The sequence below is a fragment of the Pseudomonas sp. 478 genome (genome assembly GCF_003254125.1).
GTDB lineage: Bacteria > Pseudomonadota > Gammaproteobacteria > Pseudomonadales > Pseudomonadaceae > Aquipseudomonas.
On sequence record NZ_QKZG01000009.1, the window covers coordinates 151,446 to 177,831 of the forward strand.

At 60.9% G+C, this 26,386-nt stretch carries 23 protein-coding genes; 9 read left to right on the forward strand and 14 right to left on the reverse strand.

Translation table 11 applies throughout. The features are described 5' to 3' along the window. Positions 1-125: 125 nt before the first annotated feature. From DFS28_RS19800 to DFS28_RS19810, 3 genes are all read right to left on the reverse strand, one after another. Entirely contained in the window at positions 126-737 is a 612-nt protein-coding gene (locus DFS28_RS19800; RefSeq protein ID WP_017340916.1) for a PolC-type DNA polymerase III, read from the reverse strand. 22 nt (positions 738-759) lie between these two features. After that, entirely contained in the window at positions 760-1,239 is a 480-nt protein-coding gene (locus DFS28_RS19805; RefSeq protein ID WP_111451143.1) for an NYN domain-containing protein, read from the reverse strand. A gap of 212 nt (positions 1,240-1,451) precedes the next feature. Then, complete coding sequence (locus DFS28_RS19810) at positions 1,452-2,207, reverse strand: DUF2076 domain-containing protein (protein WP_111451144.1); 756 nt, start codon at positions 2,205-2,207, stop codon at positions 1,452-1,454. A gap of 178 nt (positions 2,208-2,385) precedes the next feature. On the opposite strand from DFS28_RS19810, the gene DFS28_RS19815 reads away from it, so the two are divergent. Next, complete coding sequence (locus DFS28_RS19815) at positions 2,386-3,060, forward strand: YciC family protein (RefSeq protein WP_111451238.1); 675 nt, start codon at positions 2,386-2,388, stop codon at positions 3,058-3,060. Between the two features lie 323 nt (positions 3,061-3,383). After that, a complete protein-coding gene (locus tag DFS28_RS19820; RefSeq protein WP_111451145.1) occupies positions 3,384-4,463 on the forward strand; it encodes an endonuclease/exonuclease/phosphatase family protein in 1,080 nt (359 codons plus the stop codon). Positions 4,464-4,601: 138 nt separating this feature from the next. Here the strand turns inward: DFS28_RS19820 and DFS28_RS19825 are convergent, their stop codons facing one another. The 5 genes from DFS28_RS19825 to DFS28_RS19845 form a co-directional block, all read right to left on the reverse strand. Continuing rightward, entirely contained in the window at positions 4,602-5,438 is an 837-nt protein-coding gene (locus DFS28_RS19825) for an ABC transporter ATP-binding protein (protein WP_111451146.1), read from the reverse strand. Further along, positions 5,426-6,229: an ABC transporter permease gene (locus DFS28_RS19830; protein WP_111451147.1), complete on the reverse strand. Its 804-nt coding sequence runs from the start codon at positions 6,227-6,229 to the stop codon at positions 5,426-5,428. The genes DFS28_RS19825 and DFS28_RS19830 overlap by 13 nt, the downstream gene beginning before the upstream one ends. Positions 6,230-6,238: 9 nt before the next feature. Beyond that, the gene (locus DFS28_RS19835) at positions 6,239-7,225 is read right to left on the reverse strand and encodes an ABC transporter substrate-binding protein (RefSeq protein WP_111451148.1); all 987 of its coding nucleotides are present in this window, start codon (positions 7,223-7,225) and stop codon (positions 6,239-6,241) included. Positions 7,226-7,605: 380 nt separating this feature from the next. Beyond that, the gene (locus DFS28_RS19840; protein ID WP_111451149.1) at positions 7,606-8,976 is read right to left on the reverse strand and encodes an aspartate aminotransferase family protein; all 1,371 of its coding nucleotides are present in this window, start codon (positions 8,974-8,976) and stop codon (positions 7,606-7,608) included. Between the two features lie 31 nt (positions 8,977-9,007). Continuing rightward, complete coding sequence (locus DFS28_RS19845) at positions 9,008-10,501, reverse strand: aldehyde dehydrogenase (protein ID WP_111451239.1); 1,494 nt, start codon at positions 10,499-10,501, stop codon at positions 9,008-9,010. 226 nt (positions 10,502-10,727) lie between these two features. Between DFS28_RS19845 and DFS28_RS19850 the strand changes: the two genes are divergently transcribed. Then, the gene (locus tag DFS28_RS19850; protein ID WP_111451240.1) at positions 10,728-11,648 is read left to right on the forward strand and encodes a LysR substrate-binding domain-containing protein; all 921 of its coding nucleotides are present in this window, start codon (positions 10,728-10,730) and stop codon (positions 11,646-11,648) included. Between the two features lie 148 nt (positions 11,649-11,796). On the opposite strand, the gene hrpB is transcribed toward DFS28_RS19850, so the two are convergent. Then, complete coding sequence (gene hrpB, locus DFS28_RS19855; protein WP_111451150.1) at positions 11,797-14,316, reverse strand: ATP-dependent helicase HrpB; 2,520 nt, start codon at positions 14,314-14,316, stop codon at positions 11,797-11,799. Between the two features lie 110 nt (positions 14,317-14,426). Between hrpB and DFS28_RS19860 the strand changes: the two genes are divergently transcribed. After that, entirely contained in the window at positions 14,427-14,846 is a 420-nt protein-coding gene (locus DFS28_RS19860; RefSeq protein ID WP_111451151.1) for a polyribonucleotide nucleotidyltransferase, read from the forward strand. Between the two features lie 29 nt (positions 14,847-14,875). Continuing rightward, positions 14,876-15,781: a cation diffusion facilitator family transporter gene (locus DFS28_RS19865; RefSeq protein ID WP_111451152.1), complete on the forward strand. Its 906-nt coding sequence runs from the start codon at positions 14,876-14,878 to the stop codon at positions 15,779-15,781. Here DFS28_RS19865 and DFS28_RS19870 read toward each other — a convergent pair. Continuing rightward, positions 15,766-16,803 carry a DUF6515 family protein gene (locus DFS28_RS19870; protein ID WP_111451153.1) on the reverse strand — a complete coding sequence of 346 codons (1,038 nt, stop codon included), beginning with the start codon at positions 16,801-16,803 and terminating at the stop codon, positions 15,766-15,768. The genes DFS28_RS19865 and DFS28_RS19870 overlap by 16 nt on opposite strands. A gap of 435 nt (positions 16,804-17,238) precedes the next feature. On the opposite strand from DFS28_RS19870, the gene DFS28_RS19875 reads away from it, so the two are divergent. Both DFS28_RS19875 and DFS28_RS19880 read left to right on the forward strand, forming a co-directional pair. Further along, positions 17,239-17,718 carry an Lrp/AsnC family transcriptional regulator gene (locus tag DFS28_RS19875; RefSeq protein WP_007937367.1) on the forward strand — a complete coding sequence of 160 codons (480 nt, stop codon included), beginning with the start codon at positions 17,239-17,241 and terminating at the stop codon, positions 17,716-17,718. A gap of 188 nt (positions 17,719-17,906) precedes the next feature. After that, positions 17,907-18,116, forward strand: coding sequence for a DUF2788 domain-containing protein (locus tag DFS28_RS19880; RefSeq protein WP_007894445.1), 210 nt, complete (start codon positions 17,907-17,909; stop codon positions 18,114-18,116). Here the strand turns inward: DFS28_RS19880 and DFS28_RS19885 are convergent. The 4 genes from DFS28_RS19885 to DFS28_RS19900 form a co-directional block, all read right to left on the reverse strand. Then, positions 18,111-18,752: a pseudouridine synthase gene (locus DFS28_RS19885; protein ID WP_074871151.1), complete on the reverse strand. Its 642-nt coding sequence runs from the start codon at positions 18,750-18,752 to the stop codon at positions 18,111-18,113. The genes DFS28_RS19880 and DFS28_RS19885 overlap by 6 nt on opposite strands. A gap of 71 nt (positions 18,753-18,823) precedes the next feature. Next, positions 18,824-20,323, reverse strand: a complete 1,500-nt coding sequence (amn, locus tag DFS28_RS19890; protein WP_178082220.1) for an AMP nucleosidase — start codon at positions 20,321-20,323, stop codon at positions 18,824-18,826. Between the two features lie 187 nt (positions 20,324-20,510). After that, positions 20,511-22,160 carry an acyl-CoA dehydrogenase family protein gene (locus DFS28_RS19895; RefSeq protein ID WP_111451154.1) on the reverse strand — a complete coding sequence of 550 codons (1,650 nt, stop codon included), beginning with the start codon at positions 22,158-22,160 and terminating at the stop codon, positions 20,511-20,513. Positions 22,161-22,234: 74 nt separating this feature from the next. Further along, entirely contained in the window at positions 22,235-24,619 is a 2,385-nt protein-coding gene (locus DFS28_RS19900) for a hybrid sensor histidine kinase/response regulator (protein WP_111451155.1), read from the reverse strand. Positions 24,620-24,932: 313 nt separating this feature from the next. Between DFS28_RS19900 and DFS28_RS19905 the strand changes: the two genes are divergently transcribed. Further along, complete coding sequence (locus DFS28_RS19905) at positions 24,933-25,730, forward strand: hydroxymethylpyrimidine/phosphomethylpyrimidine kinase (RefSeq protein WP_008152868.1); 798 nt, start codon at positions 24,933-24,935, stop codon at positions 25,728-25,730. 32 nt (positions 25,731-25,762) lie between these two features. Further along, positions 25,763-26,386: a thiamine phosphate synthase gene (thiE, locus tag DFS28_RS19910; protein ID WP_008152866.1), complete on the forward strand. Its 624-nt coding sequence runs from the start codon at positions 25,763-25,765 to the stop codon at positions 26,384-26,386.

A 26,386-nucleotide genomic window follows, 5' to 3' on the forward strand; every position in this document is an offset into this window, starting at 1 on the left:
CGCGAAGGCGGTGTGTCAGACAACATCAATGTTGAAAGATAAATCGCTTTCGCGAGCAAGTCGAATCGTCGCACCGCCGCTCCCACAGGGGGGTTGTGTTGTGTCAGAGGATTTTGGGGGGGCAGTCAGAACCCGCGATGGCGCTTCAGGTGCTCATTGATCTTCGCCGCCGGCACTTTTTGCAAGCTCACCAGCAGATCATGGGACAACTCGCGCAACCCATGCTTCTGCCGCAACTCCTGGGCCAAATGCGCCGTCAGGTTAGCGGCCATCTCGGCATCGGCCATGGCCCGGTGAGCTTTACCTGTATTGGGCAGGCTGGCGAACGTGGTAAGGGTGCCGAGTTTGTGGTTCGGCGCGGCGGGCATCAAACGGCGGGCGAGGAGCAGCGAGCAGGCAAAGTTCTGCAAGCGTGTGCGTTTGATACGCCCCAGCTCAAAGTCCCAGAACTTCTGGTCGAACGCAGCGTTGTGCGCCAGCAGCGGAGTGATGCCGACGAATTCGTTGACTTCGTTCATCACCTGCTCGGCCGATGGCGCCGTGCGCAGCATGGCGTTGCTGATGCCGGTGAGTTGTTCGATGAAGGCCGGGACGCGCACGCCGGCATTCATCAGGCTTTGGTAACGCTCGACGATGCGCCCCTGTTCAAGGATCACCACGGCAATTTCCGTGGCCCGGCAGCTGCTGCTCGGGGAGATCCCGGTGGTTTCAAAGTCGATGACTGCTATGCGTTCCAAACCTGTTTCAACTCCGTAAAAATCAATTCTTGAGCAACAACGTGCCTTCGATCGGCACGTAGCGGCTGGCGGCGCGGATCAGCGAGTTGGCCGTCAGGCCCGGCACGCCGTAGGCCACGGCTTGCACACCGTGCTTGGTGATGATGCGCTCCAGCAGCATGTCGAAATCACCGTCACCAGAGGCCAGCACCACTTCGTCGACATGATCGGCGGCGTCCATGATGTCGAGGGTGATGCCCACGTCCCAGTCACCTTTGGCCGAGCCATCGCTGCGCTGGATGTAGGGCTTGAGCTTCACAATGAAGCCGAGGTTGCGCAGGATCTGCTGGAATTGCTGCTGTTTGCTGTCGCCACGATCGATGGCGTAGGCATAAGCCTCGACGATCTCGCCCTGTTTGCTGATATCAGCCCACAGCGCGGCATAGTTGAAATGGCAACCATAGGCCTGACGCACGGTGTAATAGAGGTTCTGGACATCGGCGAACACTGCGATTTTTTTCACCGGTCATCCTCGTTGGCGCGCCGCAGCGCAGACAGGATCAGGCACCAGGCCCGAAAAGTTGCCCAGTATGCCAGCCTGAAGGATTGTTCCGCGAATAATCAGCCGTGTGGCGAGGGAGCTTGCTCCCGCTGGACTGCGTAGCAGGCCCTTAGGTTCTAAAGCAAGGGGTGCTTCGCCCCCCAGCGGGAGCAAGCTCCCTCGCCACAGATGAATCAGACGAAGGAATCGTCGTCGCCGCCGAAGAACGATGAGCTGTCATCGCTGTAGTCGGCGTCGGTAAAGCCGCCCTGATCACTGGAGTTGTCAGCCACACGCTGATCCTCGCCCCAACCTTTTTCACCGCTCTGATCATTGACCTGAGCCGGTTCTTCCTTGATGACTTCAACCACTTCTGGCTGCTGATTGTGATGGAACAGGCTGCTGATGCCTTGCGCCAGCATCACACCACCGGCCACACCGGCGGCGGTTTTCAGCGCACCACCGAGGAAGCCACTGCCGGCAGGCTGTTGCGGGGCGTAATTCTGCTGAGGCGGCGCTGCACCGAAGTTCTGTTGTGGCGGCTGCGAGTTGAACGACGGCCGCGCCGGTTCACGCCAGCCGCCACCACCCGATGCGGGTGGACTTTGGGTGGGCGCTGGCTGCGGATCACGGGAACCGCCACCGAAAATGCTCGACAAGAAACCACCGCTGCTCGGTGCAGCAGCAGTCGGCTGCGCCTTGGCCGATTGCAGTTCGGCCTGCAATTGCTGGACTTGCTGGGCGAGTTGTTTGTTCTGTTCGTCGAGGCTTTTGAGGGCAGCCTCTTGCACCAGAATCGCCTGGGTCATGAAATAGCCTGCCGCGGGCTGGCGAGTCAGGTGTTCCTTGATCCGCGCCTCGGCCTGGGCATCGCGCGGGGCTGAATCCGTTTCGGCCTGTTGCAGCCGGGAAAACAGTCCATCGATCAGGGTTTGTTCTTCGCTGTTCATGGCGACCTCGTAGATTGCCGGGAATATCGTTGCCCTTATCCACTGTGGACAAGGTGCTTATCCGTAATGGAGGCTGATACGGGATGTTTCAATGGTCTTTACCGAACGTTTACGTTTGCGCCCCAAAGCGCTTCATCGGTTAAAGTGGGCCACTGCTTCCAACCTGCGATACCGACTGATGAATTCGTTCGATGTACTGCGTGACTCTCTGTATTTCTTCAAGCGCAATCTGGGCCAGATCGTGCGGCTGTGCCTGCCGCTGGTGATTCTGGAGGCGCTTTTGCAACAAGTGGTCGACCATTCCACGGAACCCGACAGTTTTCCCGGCATCAGCGTGATAGTCGGCTTGTTGATTTATCCGCTGTACACCGCCGCGCTGATCCTGTTTCTCGATGCCCGCAGTCGTGGCGAATCGCCGCGTAACCGTGACCTGCTGTCGAGGTCCGCCTACCTATGGCCGCGTTTTGCCGTGCTGACGGCACTCAATACGCTGCTGATCCTGATCGGCCTGTCGCTGTATTTCCTGCCGGGCATCTGGCTAATGGTGACCCTCGCGTTTGGCGAGTATTTGCTGGTGCTGCGCGGCATGGCACCGCTGGCGGCAATGAAAGAAAGCCTGCGCCTGACCCGCGGCCATTTCCTGCGCATCCTGGTGTGCATTCTCTGTGTAATGGGTCCGTTGTGGGTGCTCAAGGGTGCGACCCTGGCGGTCTATCCCGAACCGCAGAACCCGGTGATTTCCCTGCTGATCGACAGCGCTCACAGCTTCCTGCAACTGTTCGTCAGCGTGGTGCTGTTCCGCTTGTTCATGCTGATCGACAAGGTGCCGGAAAAGATTGATCGACCTCTTTAAAGAACAACGCGCCCCTTGTAGCACTGCCTGTTTGCACCGGGGACATGGAGGACTGTGGCGAGGGGATTTATCCCCGTTCGGCTGCGTAGCAGTCGTAAAATCAGTGCTCGCGGTGAACCAGGCAAACCGCATGCGCCGAATTTACGACTGCTTCGCAGCCGAACGGGGCGGTGCGACGTTTCGATAAATCCCCTCACCACAAGGCCGCGGCTACAAAAGGTGTGTGTTTTGGCTAATTGCTGGGCAGGCTGTTTCGCCCTTGGGATTAAACCCGACGCTCGGTTATGCTCGGGGTCAACTTTTGTAACGCTATAAGCCGAGCCATGACCCGTCTACTGCGCTACACCCTGCTGGGCCTGTTGACCGTGACCGGCCTGATTGCCTTGCTGATCTACAACCTGACCTGGCGCCCCGAAGCCAAGGAAGCCTTACCGGTCAGTTGCAACGCCCAGGCACCGACGGTGGTGCCCGGTCAGGCGCTGAAGGTGATGACCTGGAACGTCCAGTACCTGGCGGGAAAACGCTACGTGTTCTGGAATGATCTGGCCGCTGGCAACGACGAAAAACCCACGCCCGAAGACATGGCTTTCAGCCTCGATGAAGTGGCGCGGGTGATCCGCGACGAGCAACCGGACGTCGTGCTGTTGCAGGAGCTCGATGACGACGCCAAGGCCAGCGATTACCAAAACCAGTTCAAGCTGCTTCAGGAGCGAGTCGCGGACCTGTATCCGTGCAGCACTCACGCCTTCGACTGGAAAGCCGACTTCGTGCCTGAACCGCACATCGTTGGCAGCGTCGGCCGGCAGCTGGCCACCCTCAGCCGCTACCAGATCGAACACGCCGAACGCCTGCAATTACCGGTCGCACCGGCCAATCTCATCACCCGTCAGTTCAAACCGAAAAATGCCTTATTGGTCACGTATCTGCCGTTGAGCGACGGCGGTCAGATAGCGGTGCTCAACACCCATCTGGACCGCGTCATCCAGCCCGACGAAACGCTGCAATCCCAGGTGACGGCCATGGTCAAAGTCCTCGACAAGTTCGAAAGCCGCGGCACGCCATGGTTGATCGGCGGGGACTTCAACCTGTTGCCGCTGGGGCAATATCGACGTCTGCCCGACGAGCAACGCACGCCCTACTCCGCCGACAGTGCGCTGCATGTGCTGTGGGACAAATACCCGATGATCCCGACCAACAACGAAGCCAGCGGCATCGACCGGGCGCAGTGGTTGACCCATTACCCGAATGATCCGGGCTTGAACGGCCCGGACCGGACTGTCGACTACCTGTTCTACAGTCCGCGGATCAAACGGGTCGAGGCGATGGTGAGACAGGACGATACCTTGCGGATCTCCGATCACTTGCCGGTGATTGCGCGGTTCCTCCTGCCGGCAGCGCCCTAACCTCGGATCAACGCAAAACCTGTGGGAGCGGGCTTGCTCGCGAAGACGATTTATCATTCAACATTGATGTCGGCTGACCCACCGCTTTCGCGAGCAGGCTCGCTCCCACAGGGGATTTGGGCATGACGGAAAATCGGCTCAATGCACCTCCTCCAAATCATCATGCAATAGTCCGAAGATCTTGCGCTTCATGTCGATAAACGAGCGTTCCATGACCATGTCCAACGTCCGTGGGCGTTCGATCGGCACGTCCAGAATCTGCTTGATCCGCCCAGGCCTGGCGCCCATCACGTAGACCCGGTCGCCCAGCAGAATCGCCTCGTCGATATCGTGGGTCACGAACAACACGGTCTTTTTACTGTTGCCCCAGACCCGCAACAACAGCTGCTGCATTTGCAGGCGCGTCTGGCTGTCGAGTGCACCGAAGGGCTCGTCCATGAGCAGGATTTGCGGATCGTTGGCCAGCGCCCGAGCAATGGCGACGCGCTGCATCATGCCACCGGACAGTTGCTTGGCGTAGTTGTCGGCAAACCCGGACAGGCCCACTTCGTTGACGTAGTAATCGACAATCTCCTTGCGCTGGGCGGCTGCCATACCGCGACGCTTGAGGCCGAATTCGACGTTCTGCCGCACGGTCAGCCACGGGAACAGCGTATAGCTCTGGAACACCATGCCGCGATCCGCACCCGGCCCTTGAACTTGCTGGCCACCGACGTAGATCTCGCCTTCCGTGGGCTCATTCAAACCCGCCGTGAGGTACAGCAGACTCGACTTGCCGCAGCCCGAAGGCCCCACCAGCACGGCGAATTGCTGATCCGGCACTTCGAACGACACCTGATCCAGCGCGGTGAACACGCCACCGTCGGGCTTTTGATAGCGAAGACTGACCTTGTCCACTTGCAGCCGTGGCGCGGCGTGCACCGGGGCGGCCTGTGGCGTGACGAAACGAGGGTTGACGGCGCTTACTGAGCCCATGCGGCGATCCTCAGGCGGAGAAAACGGAACAGTTGATCGGTGACCAGGCCCAGCAGGCCGATGATCGCGATTGCCAGGAAAATCACATCCACCTGAAAGCCGCGCATGGCTTTAAGGCTCAAGTAACCCAGACCGCTGGAAGCCGCAACCAGCTCGGCGACCACCAGGTAAGTCCAGGCCCAGCCCATGGTCACGCGCAAGGTGTCGAGCACACCCGGCAACGACGCCGGGGCGATCACATGCAGCACCGCATCGCGGCGGTTCGAACCCAAGGTGTAAGACGCATTGATCAGGTCCTTGGAGATGCCTTTGGACACGTCCGCGATCATCACCAGTTGCTGGAAGAACACGCCGAAGATGATCACCGAAACCCGCTGTTCCAGACCAATGCCGATCCACAGAATGAACAGCGGCACGAACGAAGTGACCGGCAGGTAGCGGATAAAATTGACCATCGGCTCAAGGAACGCCTGGACGATACGAAAGCTGCCCATCAGCAACCCCAGTGGCACGGCCACCAGCGACGACACGATGAAGCCGACCATGACCACTTCGAGGCTGGCCCACACATGCAGACCGAGCGTGCCGTCGCGGCCCAGGCGCACAGCGGCCTCGACCACCGCGCCCGGTGTCGGCAGAAACATGCCCGGCACCACACCGCCGTAAGACAACCCGGCCCACAGGCCGACCAATAACACCCAGGCCAGACCGCTCGCGCTCCAGATCACCGACACCGGAAGGCCGGTCTTGGGCGTGATGCAGCGGCTCAGCCATGAATTGCGCTTGAACATGCGAACCTCCTAGAGCGGGCTGACGAAGCGGTTGTCGATCAGGTCGTCATTGCTGACGTTGTAGGGTTTGCCCTGCAATTCACTGGCGGTCTCGTTGGCCAGTTTGATCAGCGGTTCGCTGTCTCCCGGATTGCCCGGCGAGCCCAGGAGTTTTTCGCTCATGGCCTGATCGTAGAAGCGTACGCCCTGCGCGGCAGCGGCCAGTTCCTTCGGATCGGCGAGGTAACCGCCGACGCCTTTGGCCATGATTTTGTAAGCTTCTTGCGGATGGTCCTTGGTGTACTGCACCGCTTTGTACAAACCGGCCACCAACGCCTTGACGTCTTCCGGCTGCTTCTCGATGACCGTGCAGTTGAGCGCGACCACGTCGACAATCACTCCCGGCGTACTGCTGCTGTCGATCAGCACCTTGCCTTGTTGCTTGCTGCGAACCATCGACAGGTGCGGTTCCCAGGTCACGGCGGCGGGCACGCGACCGGCGATGAACGCGGTGGCTGCGTCGTCAGCCGTCATGTTCTGCACGGTGATGTCGCTCATTTTCATGCCGTGCTTTTTCAGCAAATAAGACAACCAGAACTGCGAGGTCGAACCTTCGTTCACCGCCACGGCCTTGCCTTTCAACTCCTGCAAACTCTTGACGTCCTTGCCGACCAGAACACCGTCGCCACCATGGCTGTCATCCAGTGCAGCTACAGCCTTGAAGCAGAATTGCGGGCGGTACTTGAGCACTTCGTCGATGGTCGACGCCGAGCCCGACAACTCGCCCGAGGCTTGCGCGGCCATGTACATCGACGCCTCTTCGACGACGGGCAATTCGACGGTCAAACCGTTTTCCTTGAAATAACCCAGGTCCTGAGCCAGGTAGAGCGTGCCGTAACCGACCCACGTGGTGTGGCCGATAGAGAGGGTGCCGGCCTGGGCGCTGGTAGCGACCGTCGCGGCGATGGCGGTGACCGCCAGTGGACGTGCGAAGCGAGTAAGCAAGGACTTGATCATGGAGCACTCCCAAAGCTGTTGATTTAGTTTTGTCATGGGCAGTACGGCCAGCGGCCTTGGAGAAGAGCTGCCACCTGAGGTCTCTGATGGACCTTTCGGCAAGCAGCGTTTGGCTGACTGGCGAGGTCGATGTTGGCCCAAGGTCGGGAGAAGGAAAATCAGGAAATATATCGTTGGGAGTGATGAAAAAACTGGGTAGCGTGCGCCGTAAAAGGGCGGGATTGGCGGGGGTGCACGGGGTGGGTGCAAAACATCAGAAGTGTGGTGAATCGACCATAGCTTTCGCGAGCAAGCCCGCTCCCACAGGGGATTTGTGATCAACACAGATCCACTGTGGGAGCGGGCTTGCTCGCGAAGAGGCCCGCAAGAACGCTACAAGATTAAAGCCGACCGTATTCCTGCGCCGTACGATCAACCGCTTTCAGGGTTTTGCCAACCAGTTCATCAACCTCTTCCCGACTGGCAATCAACGCCGGCGCCATGATCATCCGCCCCAATGTCGAGCGAATAATCACCCCCTCTTCAAAGCCAATCGTGCGGCAACGCCAGGCAATGTCGTTTTCATTGGCAAAACGCTTTCGACTGGTTTTATCCTCAGCCAATTGCAACGCCGCCACCATGCCGACACCCTGAATATCGCCCACCAACGGGTGATTGCCGAACACCTCGCGCAAGCACTGTTGCAGGTACGGCCCGATGTCATCCTTGACCCGCGCCACCACCCCTTCATCACGCAATGCCGTGAGGTTGGCGATCGCCACTGCGGCCGCCACCGGGTGCCCGGAGTAGGTCAAGCCGTGGGCAAACACCCCGCCCTGCTCCACCAGTACCTGAGCCATTTTCTTCGACAGAATCAGACCGCCCATGGGGATGTAACCCGAGGTCAAACCCTTGGCGATCGACAGCGTGTCCGGCTCGAAACCAAAGTACTCGTGGGCAAACCATTCGCCGGTGCGACCGAAGCCGCCGATCACTTCGTCAGCGCACAACAGCACGTCGTACTTGCGGCAGATCCGCTGAATTTCCGGCCAGTAACTCTCGGGTGGAAAAATCATCCCGCCAGCGCCCTGGAACGGTTCGGCGATAAACCCGGCGACCTTGTCCGCGCCGAGCTCGAGAATCTTCGCTTCCAATTGCTGCGCCGCCCGCAGGCCAAATTCGGCCGGGGTCAAGTTGCCCTCGTGGGCGAAAAAGTACGGCTCATCGATGTGTTCGATGTCGGGAATCATGCCGCCCATTTCGTGCATGAATTTCATGCCACCGAGCGCCGTCGCCGCCAGGGTCGAGCCGTGGTAACCGTTCCAGCGACCGATCATGATTTTCTTCTCGGGCTTGCCGAGAATCGTCCAGTAACGACGCACGGTGCGGATCAGCACCTCGTTGGCCTCGGAGCCGGAGTTGGTGTAGATCGCGTGGCTGTAGTGGCCCGGCAACAGGCTGAACAGCAGCTCCGAAAGCTCGATCACCTGCGGGTGGGTGGTGTGGAAAAACATGTTGTAGTACGGCAACTGCTCCAGTTGCCGGGTCGCGGCGGCGGCCAGGTCCTTGCGGCCGTAACCGAGGTTGGTGCACCACAGCCCGGACATGCCGTCGAGGTAACGCCGACCATCGTTGTCCCACAGGTGCAGACGCTCGCCACGGACCATCACCCGGGGGCCTTCATCGTTGAGCGCTTTTTGATCGACGAATGCGTGGATGTGGTGCGCAGCGTCGGCGGCCTGGTAGTCGCGGGTTTCACGTGGTGTGGTCATCGCCAGTTCTCCGTTTTTTTATTAGCGGCTGTTATGAGCGCAGCTGAAACCAGGTGGTCTTCAACTGGGTGTATTTATCGAATGAATGCAGCGACAGGTCGCGGCCGAAACCGGATTGTTTACCGCCACCGAAAGGCACGGTCACATCCAGTGCATCGACGCTGTTGACCGACACCGTGCCGGCTCGCAATTGCCGCGCCACGCGGTGGGCGCGATTGAGGTCGTCGGTCCACAGCGACGCGGCCAAACCGTAGACGCTGTCGTTGGCCAGTTGCAAGGCGTGAGCCTCATCATCGAACGCCGTGACCGCCAGCACCGGGCCGAACACCTCATCGCGAAACAGCGGCATGTACGGGCTCACGCCGGTAAAAATCGTCGGCTGAATGAAGTTGTCGGAGCCGTTGAAAATCGACTGTCGCCCGCCACAAAGTTTCGTCGCTCCTTGGCGTTCGGCCTGCTGGATGAACTTCATGATGCGTGACGTCTGGCGGCTGTCGACAATCGCCCCGGCGCGGCTCGACGGGTCCAATGGATCACCCGGCTGCCAACGTTCGGCCTGCACTTTGAGGCGCTCGACGAACTCATCATGAATCGAACGCTCCACCAGCAACCGCGAGTTGGCCGAGCACACTTCCCCCTGATTGAAGAAGATCCCGAACGCGGCTTTCTCGGCAGCGAGGTCGAGGTCCTGACAATCAGCAAACACCAGATTGGCGCTCTTGCCGCCACACTCCAGCCACACCTGCTTCAGGTTCGATTGCGCGGAGTACTGCATGAAATATTTGCCGACTTCGGTGGAGCCGGTGAACACCAGGCAATCGACATCCGGGTGCAGACCGAGGGCTTTGCCGGTCTGTTCACCGAGCCCCGGCAGCACGTTCAGCACGCCGGCTGGCAGGCCGGCTTCCAGCGCCAGTTCGGCCAGACGCAGGGCCGAAAACGGTGATTGCTCGGCGGGTTTGAGGATCACCGAATTACCCGCCGCCAACGCGGGGGCGAGTTTCCATGCAGCCATGTCCAGCGGGAAATTCCAGGGCACCACGGCAGCGACCACGCCCAGCGCTTCGCGGGTGATGGTCGCCAGCACGTTCTGCGCGCTCGGGGCGATCTGGTCGTAGAGTTTGTCGAGGCTTTCGGCGTACCAGCGAAACACCCCGGCGGCGCCTGGCACGTCGATGTTGTAGGCGTCCATCACCGGTTTGCCCATGTTCAGCGAATCGAGCAGCGCCAGTTCTTCGCGGTGGGTCATGATCAGATCGGCCAGGCGCAACAGCACCTGCTTACGCTCACTCGGCGAACGCGCCGACCAGGTGCCGGCCTCGAACACCTGCCGCGCATTGCGCACCGCGGCGTCTACATCTTCTTCGCCGCACGCAACCACGTTGGCCAGGCACTGGCCGGTGGCGGGGTTGACCGCAGCGAAGGTCTGCCCCGACTGCGCCGCACGGGGTTTGCCGTCGATCACGGCTTGATCGGGAAACCGCTGCGCAGCAGCTTTTTTTTGCCAGTCTGTAAGCTCGAACACGTTCAGATGCTCCATGGGCTTTTCTTGTGAATTGGATGGTGGCCCAGGCCTGTGTCGAGGAAAAATAGTAAAAATGTCTTCGCAGACCATGAAAAAACTGGGCAGCCGATCTCCCCGGTGGCGCGGTATGTGGTTATTGTTCAGGCACAACAACACCGTCGTCAGAACGGATGCAGTCGGCGCGAAAATTGCCTGGATGTCGACATCATCCACCCCGAGGTTTGCCGTGGCTGCCTACAACCTGCGTCAATTGAAGTACTTCATCACCACCGTCGAATGCGGCAGCGTCGCCGAGGCATCGCGCAAGCTGTACATCGCCCAACCGGCGATTTCCACGGCGATCAAAGGCCTGGAGGACAGCTTCGGCGTGCAACTGCTGATCCGTCATCACGCCCAGGGCGTGTCCTTGACCCCCAGCGGCGCACGCTTCTACCGCAAGGCCCAGGAACTGCTGCGCATGGCCAAGGAGTTCGAACAGAACGCCCTCGCCGACAACGACGTGGTGGCCGGGCAAATCGATATCGGTTGCTTCGAAACGGTCGCGCCGCTGTATCTACCGCAATTGATTGCCGGGTTCTCGGCGCTGTATCCGGGGGTGAAAATCCGTATCCGCGACGGCGAACAGCAAGAGCTGGTGCAAGGCCTGACCTCGGGCACCTTCGACCTGGCGATCCTGTATGAACACGACCTCGACGCCACCATCCAGACCGAACCCCTGATGCCGGCGCAACGGCCTTATGCGCTGCTGCCGGCGGATCATCGCTTTGCTCAGCTCAAGCAAGTGTCGCTGCGTGATCTGTGCCTGGAACCGATGATTTTGCTGGACGTGCAACCGAGCCGGACCTACTTCGTCAGCCTGTTCGAAGAGTTGGGACTGACGCCGAACATTGCCTTCAGCTCACCGTCGATCGAGATGGTCCGGGGCATGGTCGGGCAAGGCTTCGGCTTCTCGATTCTGGTCACCCGGCCGCATTCGGAATGCACCTATGACGGCCAGAAAGTGGTGTGCGTGGACATCGTCGAAGACGTCACCGGCTCAGGGCTGGTGGCGGCATGGTTGAAGCGCGGGCAGTTGACCAAACCGGCGCAGTTGTTTGCCGATTATTGCCGGGAGCAGCTCACCGCCAAGGCCAGCACCCGAACTTAGCGCTTATGATCGTTCCCATGCTCCGCGTGGGAATGCCTCAAGGGACGCTCCGCGTTCCAGCAGCACCGCTGGCGTCGGGCCTGGCACCGAAGTGACGCGGAGCGTCACGGGATGCATTCCCACGCGGAGCGTGGGAACGATCAGCGCTTCAGCTTTTACGCGGTTTGATTCGAGCGGTTGCCTCGGCGACCAGCGGGTCATCCGGCCAATAGTGCTTCGGGTAGCGCCCCTTCAAATCCTTCTTCACCTCGGCATACGTACTGCGCCAGAAGTTCGCCAGGTCCTGGGTCACCTGCACCGGCCGTCGCGCCGGGGACAGCAAATGCAGTTTGACCACCTGCCGGCCACCGGCAATCCGCGGGGTCTCGGCCAGGCCGAACAATTCCTGCAACCGCACCGCCAGAATCGGCGGCTGTTCGCTGTAATCCAGACGAATCGACGAGCCCGACGGCACGCTCAGATGATGCGGCGCCAGCTCATCGAGCCGTTGTGGCAGCGGCCACGGCAACAGGTTATGGACGATGCTCGACAGGTCCAGATTGGCGAAATGACTGAGCCGCGAGACTTTGCCCAGATACGGCATCAGCCAATGTTCGAGGCTTTTGAGCAGGGCGGCGTCGCTGACATCCGGCCATTCACTCTGCTCCTTGCTGACGAGATCCAGCTGCCGCAACAACGCTACCCGCGCCTGCCACTGACGCAGCTCTGGCGTCCAGGGCAGCAGCTCCAGACCTTTGCGCCGCACCAGATTCACCAATGCCTGACTGCGGGCAGTTTCATCGAGCCCGGTCAGGGGTTCACGGCTGAGGATCAATTCACCGACCTTGCGCTGACGCTCGGCGCGCAACACGCCTTCGCGCTCATCCCAATCCAGTTGATCGACCACGCGCACTTGCTCGGCCAGCACCGAATCAAACAGCGCCGGATCGAAATCCGCCGCCAGATAAATCCGTTCTTCACGCTGGCCCTGACGACTGCCAAGATCGGCGATCACCAGCCACGGTTGCTTCATCAAACTGTCGGCTTCGGCGAACAACGCCGCACGGCCGTTGGCCAGACGATACTCCGCGCCACCGGCACGACGCTGCTGGGCAACGCGGTCGGGGTAGGCCAACGCCAACAGCGCGCCCAGCCAGCGCGGATGATCCGGATCGCTGACCGGTTCCGACGCTTTACCCCGCAGGTAACCGCGATACTGCCGCGCCAGTTGCCGGGCACGTTGCACGCCACCCTGAGCGCCGCGTGCGGCCCGTTCTTCGCCGGACAACAGCACCAATCGGCTGTGCAGATCCGCCCCGGCGCCACGCAAGATATCCCGCTCGCCGAGCAAGGCCGCGACATCGCAGGCCATGTTGGCCAAGCCGAGCGCCTGACCGCGCAACAGCAAATGCGCGATGCGCGGATGTGCCGGCAGTTCGGCCATGGCCTGACCGTGGCGGGTCAGCGCTTCGCCGTCCAATGCGCCCAGGCGCTCAAGCAAGTCCTGAGCCTGTGCATAAGCGGCGGCGGGCGGTACGTCGAGCCACACCAATTGCCCCGGTGTCACGCCCCAACGACCGAGCTGCAAGGCTAATCCGGCAAGGTCCGCCGAGAGGATTTCCGCACTGGCGTAGGCCGCCAGTTGCTCGTGCTGATCCTGCGACCACAAGCGATAACACACGCCCGGTTCCAACCGCCCGGCCCGGCCCGCGCGCTGAGTGGCGCTGGCTTTGGAAATACGCTGAGTATCAAGGCGGGCCATGCCGCTGCCCGGGTCGAAACGCGGCACCCGCGCCAACCCGGCATCGATTACCACGCGCACGCCGTTGATGGTCAGGCTGGTCTCGGCGATGTTGGTCGCCAGCACCACTTTGCGTTTGCCGGCGGGGGCAGGATCGATCGCGGCGCGTTGCGCGGCCAGATCCAGCTCACCGTGCAATGGGCAGAGCAAAACTTGCGTGCTCTCGCCCAGTGCATCTGCGAGTTGCTGATGCACCCGACGGATTTCCGCTTGCCCCGGCAGAAACACCAGCACGCTGCCGGTTTCATCATTCAAGGCTTCGAGAATGGTTTGCACCAGACGCGGCTCGATGAATTCACCGGGCTGGAACGGCCGGCCCCAGCGCATCGCCACCGGGTACATGCGGCCTTCGCTGCGCAGGATCGGCGCGTCATCGAGCAACCCGGCCAGGCGTTCGCCTTCCAGGGTTGCCGACATCAACAGGATCTTCAGTGGCTGATCGTCACGAAACAGCTCGCGGCCATTCAGGCTCAAGGCCAGCGCCAGATCGGCGTCGAGGCTGCGCTCGTGGAATTCGTCGAAGATCAGCAGGCCAACGCCTTCGAGCGCCGGGTCGTCCTGCAAGCGTCGGGTCAGAATCCCTTCGGTGACCACTTCAATGCGGGTGTTGGGGCCGACTTTGCTGTCGAGACGAATGCGATAACCGACGGTTTCGCCGACCTTCTCGCCCAGCTCACTGGCCAGCCGCTCCGCTGCCGCGCGTGCGGCCAAGCGCCGCGGTTCGAGCATCAGAATGGTCTGCCCGGCCAACCAGGGCTCGTTGAGCAAGGCCAGCGGCACGCGGGTGGTTTTACCGGCGCCGGGCGGTGCTTCGAGCACGGCTTCGTGGCGTGTAGCCAAGGCTTCACGCAGGGCGGGTAAAACTTCATCAATCGGCAAAGAAATCATGCTGGCTCCAAAACAGAGGGCCGAGTATAACGGCGAACTGCCTGGCGTTCGTCGTGGTCCTAATTCATAACGGCTACGCTTCGTTTTCCAGATGACTCAGGAGATTTCATATGCGTGTTCCCTTTCGTTTGATTGGCGGTGTATTGGTCGCGACGTTGCTGACCCAGGTCACCGCTTGCGGGTCGATTTTCTACCCTGACCGTCGCGGTCAGATTGACGGCAAGATCGACCCGGCCATCGCCGCACTGGATGCCGTGGGTCTGCTGTTCTACATCATCCCCGGGCTGATCGCGTTTGCCGTGGACTTCGCCACTGGCGCGATTTACTACGCGCCCGGCGAGACCGCACAGGTGGCCCCGGAAAAACTCAAGGAAGCCATCGGCGCCGACGGCAAGGTCGATAATCACAAGTTGCAGAGTATTCTTGAAACTGAACTGGGCCGCAGCTTCCCGCTGGATGACCCACGCCTGATCCAGCACAAGGGCAGCGCGCAGCAACTGGCCATGTTCGGCCTGCAACCTGCCGCGTAACCCGTGCACTTAAAGGAATAGCCGCACTTATGATCTCCAGCTCCGAACACGCCCGCCTGCTGCGGCTGGCGACCCGTGCCTCGGTGGCGGTGGCGTGCACGCTGATCGTCGCCAAAGCCATCGCCTGGTGGTTGAGCGGCTCAGTGAGCATGCTCGCCGGGTTGACTGATTCGACCCTCGACGGCGTCACCTCGCTGCTCAATCTGCTCGCGGTGCATTACGCCTTGCGCCCGGCCGACGATGATCACCGTTACGGCCATGGCAAGGCCGAGTCGCTGGCGGGCATGGCCCAGGCATTGTTCATTGGCGGCAGTGCGGTGCTGATTGCCTTGCAGGCGATCGATCGACTGAAACACCCGGAACCGGTGGGGGCGCCCTGGATCAGTATCGGGGTGATTGTGTTTTCCCTGGTGCTGACCGTCGCCCTGCTGATGTTGCAACATCGGGTCGTCAAGGCAACCGGCTCCAACGCGGTGCGCGCCGACTCCCTGCATTACCGCTCGGACTTGCTGCTCAACGGCAGCATTCTGGTGGCGCTGGTGCTCGCCGAGTATGGCTGGCATCAGGTCGACCCATGGTTCGGGCTAGGGATTGCCGCGTACATTCTCTGGAGCGCGATTCAGATCGCCCGGGAAAGTTTTACGGTGCTGATGGATGAAGCGCTGCCAACGGACGTCAGCCAGCACATGCTCGAACTGGCCTGTAGCGTACCGGGAGTATTGGGGGCGCACGACCTGCGCACGCGGGTTTCCGGCAACCAGTGGTTCGTGCAGTTGCACCTGGAGTTGCCGGGGGATTTGACCCTGTCAGTCGCTCACGGCATCAGCGATCAAGCCGCCGATGCGATTCACGCGGCTTATCCGCGAGCCGAAGTGCTGGTGCACGCCGACCCGCAGGAAGTGGCACTGGCAGGCAGGACTCAGAAAGAAACCTGATAGCCGCGACTGCTCAGGCAGTTGCCCTGGGCCTGACGGTAGGCTTGTACCACCGACGGGGCCGGCTGGTAGGTGGCCGTTCGCGGATCGAAGCCACTCTGCTGCACCGCGTATTGATAGCACTCGTATCCGTCCTGGTTGACCTGCTCTGGCGACTGACCGTTGGCCGGATACGCCACCACGTCATAACCATTGCTGACCGGTTGCGGCTGCGGTTGTACGGGGGGCTCGACCACGACGTAATCCTGAGTGCTTTCCTGATAGGCGTAATAAGCACCGGCCGCCAGGAACAACAGTGCCCCGCCGATCCACACTTCACGCGCGTAATCGGGCAAGTAGCTGACGCGAATCCCGCGGGGCGGCTGCACCACCACGTAGCGCGGCCCTTGTGGGCGATACCAGTAGCCGCCGGAGTAGAAGTAATCCTGACCACGGTACGGCACACGGTATTCACGGTCGGGGAAGCGATCGATTACATGACCGGGACGATACTGCGGGCCAGGTCCCCAGCCATTGCCATGCCCGTCCGGGCGACCGGCCCAGCGATGGTCATCGGGACGCGGACCGTTGTTCTGCCAATGCTGATTGTTATCGTTGCGCCGCGGCACGTCCTGGTAGTAACCACGCTGTGGCTGCTGGGTCTGGCGCACGGTGTCGGGCCGGCCCTGGATCGGCAGGTCATTGGCCGGTGGCGGCGGTGGTCGAACCGGATTGTTGTAGTCGTGCGGCGCACGGTTCTGCCATTGACCGTCGTTCTGATTCTGGCCGTTATGCTCGAACTGGCGACTGTTGTCGCCACGAATGATCTCGTTATTCTGCACACGTGGCTGGTTTTGCTGCGGATTGTTCTGCGGGCGCGGCTGGTTATTGCCGCCGTGGCCCTGATTGTTTCCCTGATGGCCATCCGAGCCGCGTTGCCCGCCATCGGGGCCACGGTTTTGCGGCTCATCGGCCAGCGACTGCGCAGTGACACTCACACACAGCAAACCAACACCGGCCAAACGCCAGATGCGCGACTTCATGCTTTTCCTCACTGCGGGTTAGGGCCTGTACGTAAGACTGGGAAAGCACAGGCCGGTTCTGCAACAGGTTATCAGTCGCGCAACTTATTTATTGAGGGCAGTCGGCAAATTCCGGGCAAAAGAAAAGGGAGACCCGTCGGCCTCCCTTTGAGAACTTCGTCCGTGCTCGACGCTTATGACGTCGGCTCACCTCACGCCGTCTTCTGGACAGTGTGTAGCTCGGGGGCCGGCTCATCCCCGGTGGGGGTGGCGACCGCAGCTGGCCTGATTGGGCGAGCCGCACTGGACTGTTTGTCCGAGCAGTGATTCTGGTGATAAGAATAGGCTCGTGGCGCCGGCAGAGGATTGCGAAGATTGCTCAAATAAACATCACTTGCGCAATTTTTAACCCTGGATAGATAATCTACCGCAATAGTTATGACAAAGGCCTGATTGATGAGCAAACTCGACCGATACGACCTGAGCATTTTGGCGGAATTGCAGCGTGACGCGCGCATCTCCAACCAGGAGCTGGCCGAACGCATCGGCCTGTCCCCCTCGCCATGCTCGCGGCGGGTCAAGCAGCTGGAAGATGACGGCTACATCTCCCGCCAGGTGGCCCTGCTGGACCGCAAGATGCTCGGTCTGAGCCTGACGGCTTACGTGTTGATCGGCATGGACCGCCATACGCCAGAACGGTTCGAGAACTTCGAAGCGGCGATTCGTACGTTGCCGCAGGTGCTGGAGTGCAGCCTGGTGACCGGGATGGATGCCGACTATCAGCTCAAGGTCGTCGTGCCGGACATGGACCATTATCAGAAATTGCTGCTGGGACACCTCACCCGGATTGAAGGGGTGACGAGTGTGCGGTCGAGTTTTGTGCTTAATCAAGTGCTCAACAGTACCGAGTTGCCGCTGACTCATCTGCGCAGCTGAGGACGCCTTCGCGAGCAAGCCCGCTCCCACATTTGGAATGCATTCCCCCTGTGGGAGCGGGCTTGCTCGCGAAGACGCCGGCACAAGCGACGAATGACTGCGACACACCGACGCAGGTCAATACTCCGCCAATTCGCCGTGGCGTATACTTCAGCGCCTTTTAGCCCCGCCCGCGCTGGAGATGTTCGATGGATCCTGCAGTACTCGAAGAGTGGATGATGACCGGACTGGTCAGCATCCTGATCATTTTCATGGGTTTCATCGTCTGGGATCTGGCGAAGAAGTCCAAGGCCGGACGCTTTGGCTCGTTCATCCTGTTCTTCGTACTCGGCCTGGGCGTGGCCGCGTTCGTGATCAAAAGCGTGGTCATCGGCCTGATCGAATCCGGCACGTTATAAACGCGCCGGCACTTCCTTCCACTGGCCCTGATCGAGCCCTTCGATCGACCAGTCGCCGATTCTGACCCGCACCAGACGCAACGTCGGCAAGCCGACCGCCGCGGTCATGCGCCGTACCTGACGGTTGCGCCCTTCACGAATCACCAGCTCCAGCCAACTGGTCGGCACACTTTTGCGAAAGCGTACGGGCGGGTTGCGTGGCCACAGTTCAGGCTCTTCCAGCAGCCGCGCTTCAGCCGGTAGCGTCATGCCATCGTTCAGCTCCACACCATCACGCAAGCGCTGCAATTGCTCGGCACTCGGCTCACCTTCCACCTGCACCCAATAGGTCTTGGCCAATTTGTGTTTCGGGTCGGCAATCCGCGCCTGAAGCTGACCATCGTTGGTCAGCAGCAGCAAACCTTCACTGTCGCGGTCCAGCCGTCCTGCCGGGTAAATCCCGGGAATCTCGATGTAGTCCTTGAGCGTCGCCCGCCCTTCGCCGTCGCTGAATTGCGTCAGCACATCAAACGGTTTGTTGAACAGAATCAGCTTCGGCTCGGCCGGCGGCGCTTTTGCGACACGGCGCGGGGCTGAGGACGATGGCGCAGGCTTCACGCCAGGACGGCGGGAAACGGGACGTTGAGGACGGGACATGGGAAAAGGAACATCTAACGGTCAGGGCTGCTAATGCTAGTGCCCTGACCGCTAAATAACCATGAGAACAATCAGCGGAACGGCGGCTCGTCGAAGCTGCGCAGTTTGCGCGAGTGCAGCGAGTTGAGTTCGGTGCGCAACAAATCCACCGCCTCGATGCCGATCTTCAAATGCTGGCTGACCGCGCGCTCATAGAAGGCGTTGGCCGAACCCGGCAGTTTGATTTCGCTGTGCAACGGTTTGTCCGACACACAGAGCAACGTGCCGTACGGAACCCGCAAGCGATAACCTTGGGCCGCGATGGTGCCGCTCTCCATGTCCACCGCCACGGCGCGAGACAGGTTGATCAGCGGACGTTCCTGAGCCCAGCGCAATTCCCAGTTACGGTCGTCGTAGGTCAGTACGGTGCCGGTGCGCAGGCGTTTTTTCAGTTCGTCGCCCTTCTCACCGGTGATATTGGCCGCCGCTTGCTGCAACGCCATTTGCACTTCGGCCAAGGCCGGAATCGGAATATTCGGCGGCACGACCCGGTCGAGAATCCCGTCGCGACGCATGTAAGCGTGCGCCAGCACGTAATCGCCAATCGTCTGCGACTGACGCAAGCCGCCGCAGTGGCCGATCATCAGCCAGCAATGCGGACGCAGCACCGCCAGGTGGTCGGTGATGTTCTTGGCGTTGGACGGGCCGACGCCGATGTTCACCAGGGTCACGCCGTGGCCGTCGCTGGCGATCAGGTGATAGGCCGGCATCTGATAGCGGTGCCAGACCACACCGGCGGCAATCGCCGAGGCTTCGCCGTGGTCCATGCTCTTTTCGATGATCACGTTGCCCGGCAAGACCATGCGCACGAAACGCGGATCGCTGCGCAACTGTTCCAGGCCATGGACGATGAACTGGTCAACGTAGCGGTGGTAGTTGGTCAGCAGAATCCATGGCTGCACATGACGCCAGTCGCTGCCGGTGTAATGCACCAGCCGGCGCAGGGAGAAATCCACCCGCGCGGCGTCGAACAAGGCCAACGGCAGCGGGTCGGTGTTTTCCCAATCGTACAAACCGTCGGCGATGCCATCGGTCGCGGCAGACAAATCCGTACTCGGGAACACCCGCGCCAGCACGGCAGCGGTAACGCCGGAGCCGGCCAGTTCATCGCCCTGCTCGACCACGTACGGATAAGGAATGTTTTGCTGACTGATGCCGACTTCTACCGTCACGGTGAAGTCGTGCATCAGTGGCACCAGCTGTTCCAGCAGATATTTACGGAAGGCGGCGGGATGAGTGACGGTGACGCTGTAAGTCCCCGGCAGTTGAACCTTGGCGTAGGCGCGAGTGGTCTGTGGGACTTCGCCCTGGCAAAGGTAGGTCAGACGCAGTTCGGGATAACGAAACATCGCACGCTGTTCGGCGTCCGGTTCGACTCGATCCTTGAGGTAACGCTTGAGCGCCTGGTTCAGCGCGGTGGTTGCACGATTGTGCAAGAGCGCAAGCCGGTCCACGGCTTGCTCGGCGGTTTGAACGACAATAAAAGCTTCGGTCACGATCAGCATCCTGTGTTCTGACTTGCAGGCCTTCATCTTGCCTGCATCGTCGCTTCACGGGAACAGCGGTTGCTATACAAATGCCAAGTCCACCCTAGATCCAATGTGGGAGCGGGCTTGCTCGCGAAGGCGGACTGTCAGCCAACATAGCGGTTGAATGTTGAAACGCTTTCGCGAGCAAGCCCGCTCCCACATTGGTTGAGTGTCGTTCACGCGAGCGTGGTCAAAATCCCTGAGGCGTCGACCGGGCGACAATCGCTTCCACCTCCACCCCTCGTGGCAACGCGCCATACACCCGACCGGCAGAACCGAGCCGGCTGGCAATGAAAGCGTCACTGACGGCGGCGTTGCCCGCCTCCAGCAACAGCCTGGCCTGAAGACCCAAGGCGATGTCTTCGGTGAGCTGCCGCGCACGATATTGAATGTCGCCGGTGTCCTTGAACGCTGCCTGCAATTGAGTGATGTGTGCAGCCAGGCGCTTGTCGCCATGACCATCGCCCAACTCGCTGAACAGTACGTCGAGCACACCCGGTTCCTTGGACAACGCTCGCAATACGTCGAGGCATTGCACGTTGCCGGAACCTTCCCACGTCGAATTGACCGGCGCCTCACGGTACAACCGCGGCAGGATGCTGTCTTCGACATAACCGGCGCCGCCCATGCATTCGGCGGCTTCGTTGATCATCCCGGGCGCGCGTTTGCAGATCCAGTACTTGCCTACCGCCGTGACCAGCCGGGCGAACTTGGCTTCGTGCTCGTCATCCAGATGATCCAGCGCCCGGCCCATGCGCAGGCTCAAGGCCAGGGCGGCTTCGCTTTCCAGGGCCAGGTCGGCCAGTACGTTCTGCATCAAGGGTTGTTCGCTGAGCCATTTGCCGCCGACCTTGCGGTGAGCGCAGTGATGGCTGGCCTGGGTCAGGGCCTGGCGCATCAGCGAACTGGAGCCGACCATGCAATCGAAGCGGGTCATGGCGACCATTTCGATGATGGTCGGAACGCCCCGTCCCTCCTCGCCGACCATCCACGCCAGCGCACCACGGAACTCCACTTCGCTGGACGCGTTGGAGCAATTGCCGAGTTTGTTCTTCAGGCGCTGTATGTAGAACTGATTGCGCGTGTCGTCCGGGCGATGGCGCGGCAGCAGGAAACAGGTCAAGCCCTTGTCAGTCTGAGCCAGGGTGAGGAAGGCATCGCACATCGGCGCCGAACAGAACCACTTGTGGCCCACCAGTTCATACGCCTGGCCCGGACCACTGGCACCGACCGGAAAAGCCTTGGTGGTGTTGGCCCGCACGTCGGTGCCGCCCTGTTTCTCGGTCATCGCCATGCCGATGGTAACCCCGGCCTTGTGGGCCATACCGACGTTGCGCGGGTCGTATTCGGTAGAGAGGATTTTCGGCAGCCATTGCTCCGCCAGATCCGCTTGCAGGCGCATCGCCGGGACGCTGGCGAAGGTCATGGTCAGCGGGCAACCACTACCGGCTTCGGCCTGGCTGTGCAGGTAGGTCATGGAAGCACGGGCGACGTGGGCGCCGGACTGCGGATGTGCCCAGGGCAACGACGTCAAACCGTGCTCGATCGCCGTGCGCATCAACTCGTGATACGCCGGGTGAAATTCCACCAGGTCGATGCGATGGCCGTAACGGTCATGGCTGCTGAAAACCGGCTTGTTCTGATTGGCCAGGAACCCCGCTTCCATCAGCGGCCCGCCGGCCAGGGCGCCGTAAGCGTCGATCCGCGACTCGGCCCAGCCGGCACCGAAACGCCGCGACCACTCCTGCAACGGCAGGTCGATGCGATACAGGTTGGCGCCATCCAGCGACGGTGGCTGGTTGGTGACTTCGTGGGTTTCGGCGAACTGATGCAGGTTCATGACGGGGCTCCTTTGGTCAGCCAAGGAACTTCAGTTAAGCACCGCCCCCCGGCCGAACAAAGTGTCATATCTGCCTAACTGCCGGCGCTTTCACCCTGTCTTGGACACAGTACCCGGCGATAGAGCGCTGCCTGCAGGTCCTCGAATTTCACCGGTTTATTCAGATAATCGATCAAGGCACCGGTCGGGCAGCGCTCCCGATCAATGCTCAAGGCAATCACGAACACCGGCAGTTCGGCGCAGCCTGGCAACGCGCGGATCTGGCAACAGAGGGAAGTGCCGTCCAGCGGTGGAAGCTGGCAGTCGAGCAATACCGCATCGAAGGTTTCGCGCTGCAAGTGATCGATCGCGGCATCCCCGTTGTCGGCGGAGCGCACCCGGAACCCAAGTTTGAGCAACATGCCGCGCATCACCAACTGATTGATGCTGTTGTCATCAACCAGCAGTACGGTGCAGTCCTGAGGCAGTCGCAGGCGAGGAAACTCCCGGTTCATCAAGGGCACTGGCGGCCGCTCCACCACGGGCAGTTCGAACTCGACGTCGAGCTGGAAGCGGCTGCCACGACCAGGCTCGGAGCGGTGGGTCAGTTTTCCACCGAGCAGTTCGACCAGTTGCCGACAGATCGCCAGGCCGACGCCCAGACCGCCGTACTCACGGGTCATCGAGCCATCGAGTTGGAAGAACCGCTGATACAGTGTCGCCTCCCCCAGATCGGTGAAGCCGATGCCGGTATCGATCACCGCAAAGGACAGCGCCAGTCGGTCGGGCGCCACGGGTTTGCCCGTCACCCGCAACGCCAGTCCGCCGATCCGCGTGAACTTGATCGCGTTATCCAGCAGGCATTCCAGGCATTGCGCCAACTTGGCGCTGTCGCCGTGCAAGCGATCCGGCAGTCCCGGCGTGACCTCGACTTTGAAGTCCAGCGACTTGCTCAGCGCGTTGCCCTCGAACTGCAGGCGCAAAGCCTCGACCACGCCGCGCAAACTGAAAACCGCCGGATAGGTCTTGAGCTTGCCGGCCTGCAACTCGGTCAGGGTGAGGATGCCGTTGACCATGCGCATCATGTCTCGCGCGGAACCGGCGGCCGTTTGCTGATATTGCTCCAGCTCCGGGTCCATCTCGACGGTCTGCATCAGCTCAAGCGAACCGATCACACCGTTCATGGGCGTGCGCAGTTCGTGGGTCAGGGTGGCGAGGAATTCGTCCTTGAGCTTGTTACTGCGAGCCAGTTGCTGGTTGAGCACTTCAAGCGTTTGACCGGCATCGAACAGGGTCTGCGCCTGTTGCTCGCGCATGGAATTAATACGATCGGCCAGCGCCAGGGACAGCAGCGCCACTTCAATCGCCGAGCCGATCTGGCTGGAATACATGGTCAGGAACACGTTTGGCAGGTAACCCAGCACCATCAGGGTATTGACGATGCCGCCGAGTAAAAACGCCGACCAGGCAATGATGAAATAACGCGCCACTCGCAGGCCACGCAGCCAGGCGAAAATCCCTGCGGCAAAAATCACGACGGTGAAGATCAGTGCCAGCGCCGTCGCCAGGCGCAGGGCCAGGGCGTAACTGGTCATCAACGACAACCCGACCACCACTGCGCTAAACGTAATCAACGCCATCAGCAAGCGGTCGAGCCAACGACCATGGGTTGCCGTCTGCAAGAAACTGCGCGCGAACTGGCTGCCGAACAGGCCTGCGCAACCGATGAAAAAAGGCGTCGCCGCGTTGGCCCACCAAGGATTGTTCGGCCAGAAATACTCCACGGCCGCGCCGTTCACGGACAGCTGATACAAACCGAACGAGGCGATATAGAAGATGTAGTAGAGGTAGCTGGTATCGCGCACGCTGAGATAGATGAACAGGTTGTACACCAGCATCCCCAGCAATACGCCGTAGATCAGCCCCAGCACATACAGTCGGATCGGTTGCTCTTCCAGGTAGGCCGTGCTCGACCATAGGGTGACCGGCGCCTGGATCGACCCTTCACTTTGCAGGCGCAGGTACAGGGTTTGCGCTTGATCAGCGGTGAAGTTCAGATCGAACAAATAATTGTTCTGGCGGATCTCGCGACTGTCGAACGGCAAGGCATCGCCGGTCTGACGCGCCAGTTGATAGCCACCGGCCGCATCGGGCAAATAGAGATCAATGTGATCAAGGGGCGGATAGGCCAGTTCGAGCAACCAGGTGCGTTGCACCGCGGGGTTGTTGGGGTGGTAATGCAGGTCGATTTTCAGCCAGAACACTGAACGCGAGTAACCGGCGTTGAGGGTGGCTTTATCGTGGGGCTTGAAGTTTCCAGCCGCGGCCTGCGCACGGACATCGTCGATGGTCGCCTGACCGCCCGCGTCTTCGAACACTTGCAAGGTTCGGCCCAGGGGAAGGCTTTGAGTGAATTCGTCGAATTCGACTGCACTCGCCATGAGGGGCAAGCACAACAGCAACATCAGCAAATAGCGCATTTAAGCCCCAGCGTGGCCTGTCCGGTTATCTCAGGAAGCCCCTCATTCCTTTTGAGTAGACGTAAAACCGGTATTACCTGTTATTGGTTTGGATCCACTCTAGCATAGCCGTTGGTGGCCATTGAACACCATTGAAATTTTTCCTACAAAGGCTCTAGCACGGGCGTTCCAGCTCATTGCATTGGGCTAGAGCTGTTTCGCCGGTCAGATTGTGACAATGCCCACTCCGTGTAGCAGCCGGACGCAGACTTCGCCAGCTGCTACAAAGTCCGTGTCATGACTCGCTGGTCGACTGGTGGTAAGCTCGCGCACCATGAATATCTACAGCTCTCGCCCCGTTGTCCTCTGTCTCTCCGGCCACGACCCAAGTGGTGGCGCCGGCTTGCAGGCAGATATCGAAGCCCTGCTCGCTCAGGGTTGTCATGCGGCCCCGGCCGTCACCGCCCTGACCGTGCAAGACACGGTCAACGTCACTGACTTCCGCGTCCTCGACCGTGAGTGGGTGTTGGCCCAGGCCAATGCCGTGCTCAACGATTCGACGGTCGCGGCGGTGAAACTGGGCATGCTCGGTTCCCTGGAAATGGTCGACACCGTCGTCGAACTGTTATCAGCGCACCCGCATTTGCCGGTGGTCTGCGACCCGGTACTGCGCGCCGGTGGCGGCGGACGCCTGGGCAAGGACGAAGTCGGCTACGCCATGCGCGAGCGCCTGCTGCCTCTGTCGATCATCGCCACCCCAAACCTTCCCGAAGCCCGCATCCTCGCCGAACTGCCCGAAGGCACCGCGGACGAGTGCGCTGAAAAACTCCTGCCATTCGTCAAACACCTGCTGATCACTGGCGGCCATGGCGATGAACACGAAATCCACAATCGCCTGTACAGCCGCGACGGTCACCGCGAAACCTTCACCTGCCAGCGCTTGCCCGGCAGCTATCACGGTTCCGGATGCACGCTGGCCAGTGCCCTCGCCGGTCGTCTGGCCCTCGGCGAAAATCTCGCCAGTGCCGTGCAGACCGCGCTTAACTACACGTGGCGCACCCTGCGTGATGCGGAGCAGTTGGGCAAAGGCCAGTTCGTACCGCGCCGCCTGCCGCTGGATTTCTGTTCGTAACTGTCCATGCGTAAAGCAAAAAGGATTGCCCGATGAAGCTACGTGGCCTGTACGCCATTACCGATAGCCAACTGCTGGCCGGTAAATTTCTTTCGTACGTGGAGGCGGCGCTGGAAGGCGGCGTCACCCTGCTGCAATACCGCGACAAGAGCAGCGACGAGGCCCGCCGCCTGCGCGAGGCCCAAGCCCTGCGCGATCTGTGCGAACGCTACAAGACCCAGCTGATCATCAATGACGATGCCGAACTCGCTGCACGCCTGAACGTCGGCGTGCACCTGGGCCAGACCGATGGCCCGCTGACCCCGGCCCGCGCATTGCTCGGTCGCCAGGCGATCATCGGTTCAACCTGCCACGCGCAACTCGAACTCGCCGAGCAAGCGGCCAAGGAAGGTGCCAGTTACGTCGCCTTCGGCCGCTTCTTCAACTCCAACACCAAACCCGGCGCACCGACCTGCAGCCTCGAACTGCTCGACCAGGCCCGCAGCAAACTGCACCTGCCGATCTGCGCGATTGGCGGCATCACCCTGGAAAACGCCGCCCCGCTGGTGGCCCACGGGGTCGATCTGCTGGCGGTGGTCCACGGCCTGTTTGGCGCCGAGAGCACGGCTGAAGTGACACGCCGCGCCCGCGCATTCAATGAATTACTAAAAATCTGA

Coding starts and splice junctions, on each gene's coding strand:
- DFS28_RS19810 (WP_111451144.1), bottom strand. CDS start 2,207: ATGAACAGCGAAGAACAAACCCTGATCGATGGACTGTTTTCCCGGCTG.
- DFS28_RS19815 (WP_111451238.1), top strand. CDS start 2,386: ATGAATTCGTTCGATGTACTGCGTGACTCTCTGTATTTCTTCAAGCGC.
- DFS28_RS19820 (WP_111451145.1), top strand. CDS start 3,384: ATGACCCGTCTACTGCGCTACACCCTGCTGGGCCTGTTGACCGTGACC.
- DFS28_RS19825 (WP_111451146.1), bottom strand. CDS start 5,438: ATGGGCTCAGTAAGCGCCGTCAACCCTCGTTTCGTCACGCCACAGGCC.
- DFS28_RS19830 (WP_111451147.1), bottom strand. CDS start 6,229: ATGTTCAAGCGCAATTCATGGCTGAGCCGCTGCATCACGCCCAAGACC.
- DFS28_RS19835 (WP_111451148.1), bottom strand. CDS start 7,225: ATGATCAAGTCCTTGCTTACTCGCTTCGCACGTCCACTGGCGGTCACC.
- DFS28_RS19840 (WP_111451149.1), bottom strand. CDS start 8,976: ATGACCACACCACGTGAAACCCGCGACTACCAGGCCGCCGACGCTGCG.
- hrpB (WP_111451150.1), bottom strand. CDS start 14,316: ATGATTTCTTTGCCGATTGATGAAGTTTTACCCGCCCTGCGTGAAGCC.
- DFS28_RS19860 (WP_111451151.1), top strand. CDS start 14,427: ATGCGTGTTCCCTTTCGTTTGATTGGCGGTGTATTGGTCGCGACGTTG.
- DFS28_RS19865 (WP_111451152.1), top strand. CDS start 14,876: ATGATCTCCAGCTCCGAACACGCCCGCCTGCTGCGGCTGGCGACCCGT.
- DFS28_RS19870 (WP_111451153.1), bottom strand. CDS start 16,803: ATGAAGTCGCGCATCTGGCGTTTGGCCGGTGTTGGTTTGCTGTGTGTG.
- DFS28_RS19875 (WP_007937367.1), top strand. CDS start 17,239: ATGAGCAAACTCGACCGATACGACCTGAGCATTTTGGCGGAATTGCAG.
- DFS28_RS19880 (WP_007894445.1), top strand. CDS start 17,907: ATGGATCCTGCAGTACTCGAAGAGTGGATGATGACCGGACTGGTCAGC.
- DFS28_RS19885 (WP_074871151.1), bottom strand. CDS start 18,752: ATGTCCCGTCCTCAACGTCCCGTTTCCCGCCGTCCTGGCGTGAAGCCT.
- amn (WP_178082220.1), bottom strand. CDS start 20,323: ATGAAGGCCTGCAAGTCAGAACACAGGATGCTGATCGTGACCGAAGCT.
- DFS28_RS19895 (WP_111451154.1), bottom strand. CDS start 22,160: ATGAACCTGCATCAGTTCGCCGAAACCCACGAAGTCACCAACCAGCCA.
- DFS28_RS19900 (WP_111451155.1), bottom strand. CDS start 24,619: ATGCGCTATTTGCTGATGTTGCTGTTGTGCTTGCCCCTCATGGCGAGT.
- DFS28_RS19905 (WP_008152868.1), top strand. CDS start 24,933: ATGAATATCTACAGCTCTCGCCCCGTTGTCCTCTGTCTCTCCGGCCAC.
- thiE (WP_008152866.1), top strand. CDS start 25,763: ATGAAGCTACGTGGCCTGTACGCCATTACCGATAGCCAACTGCTGGCC.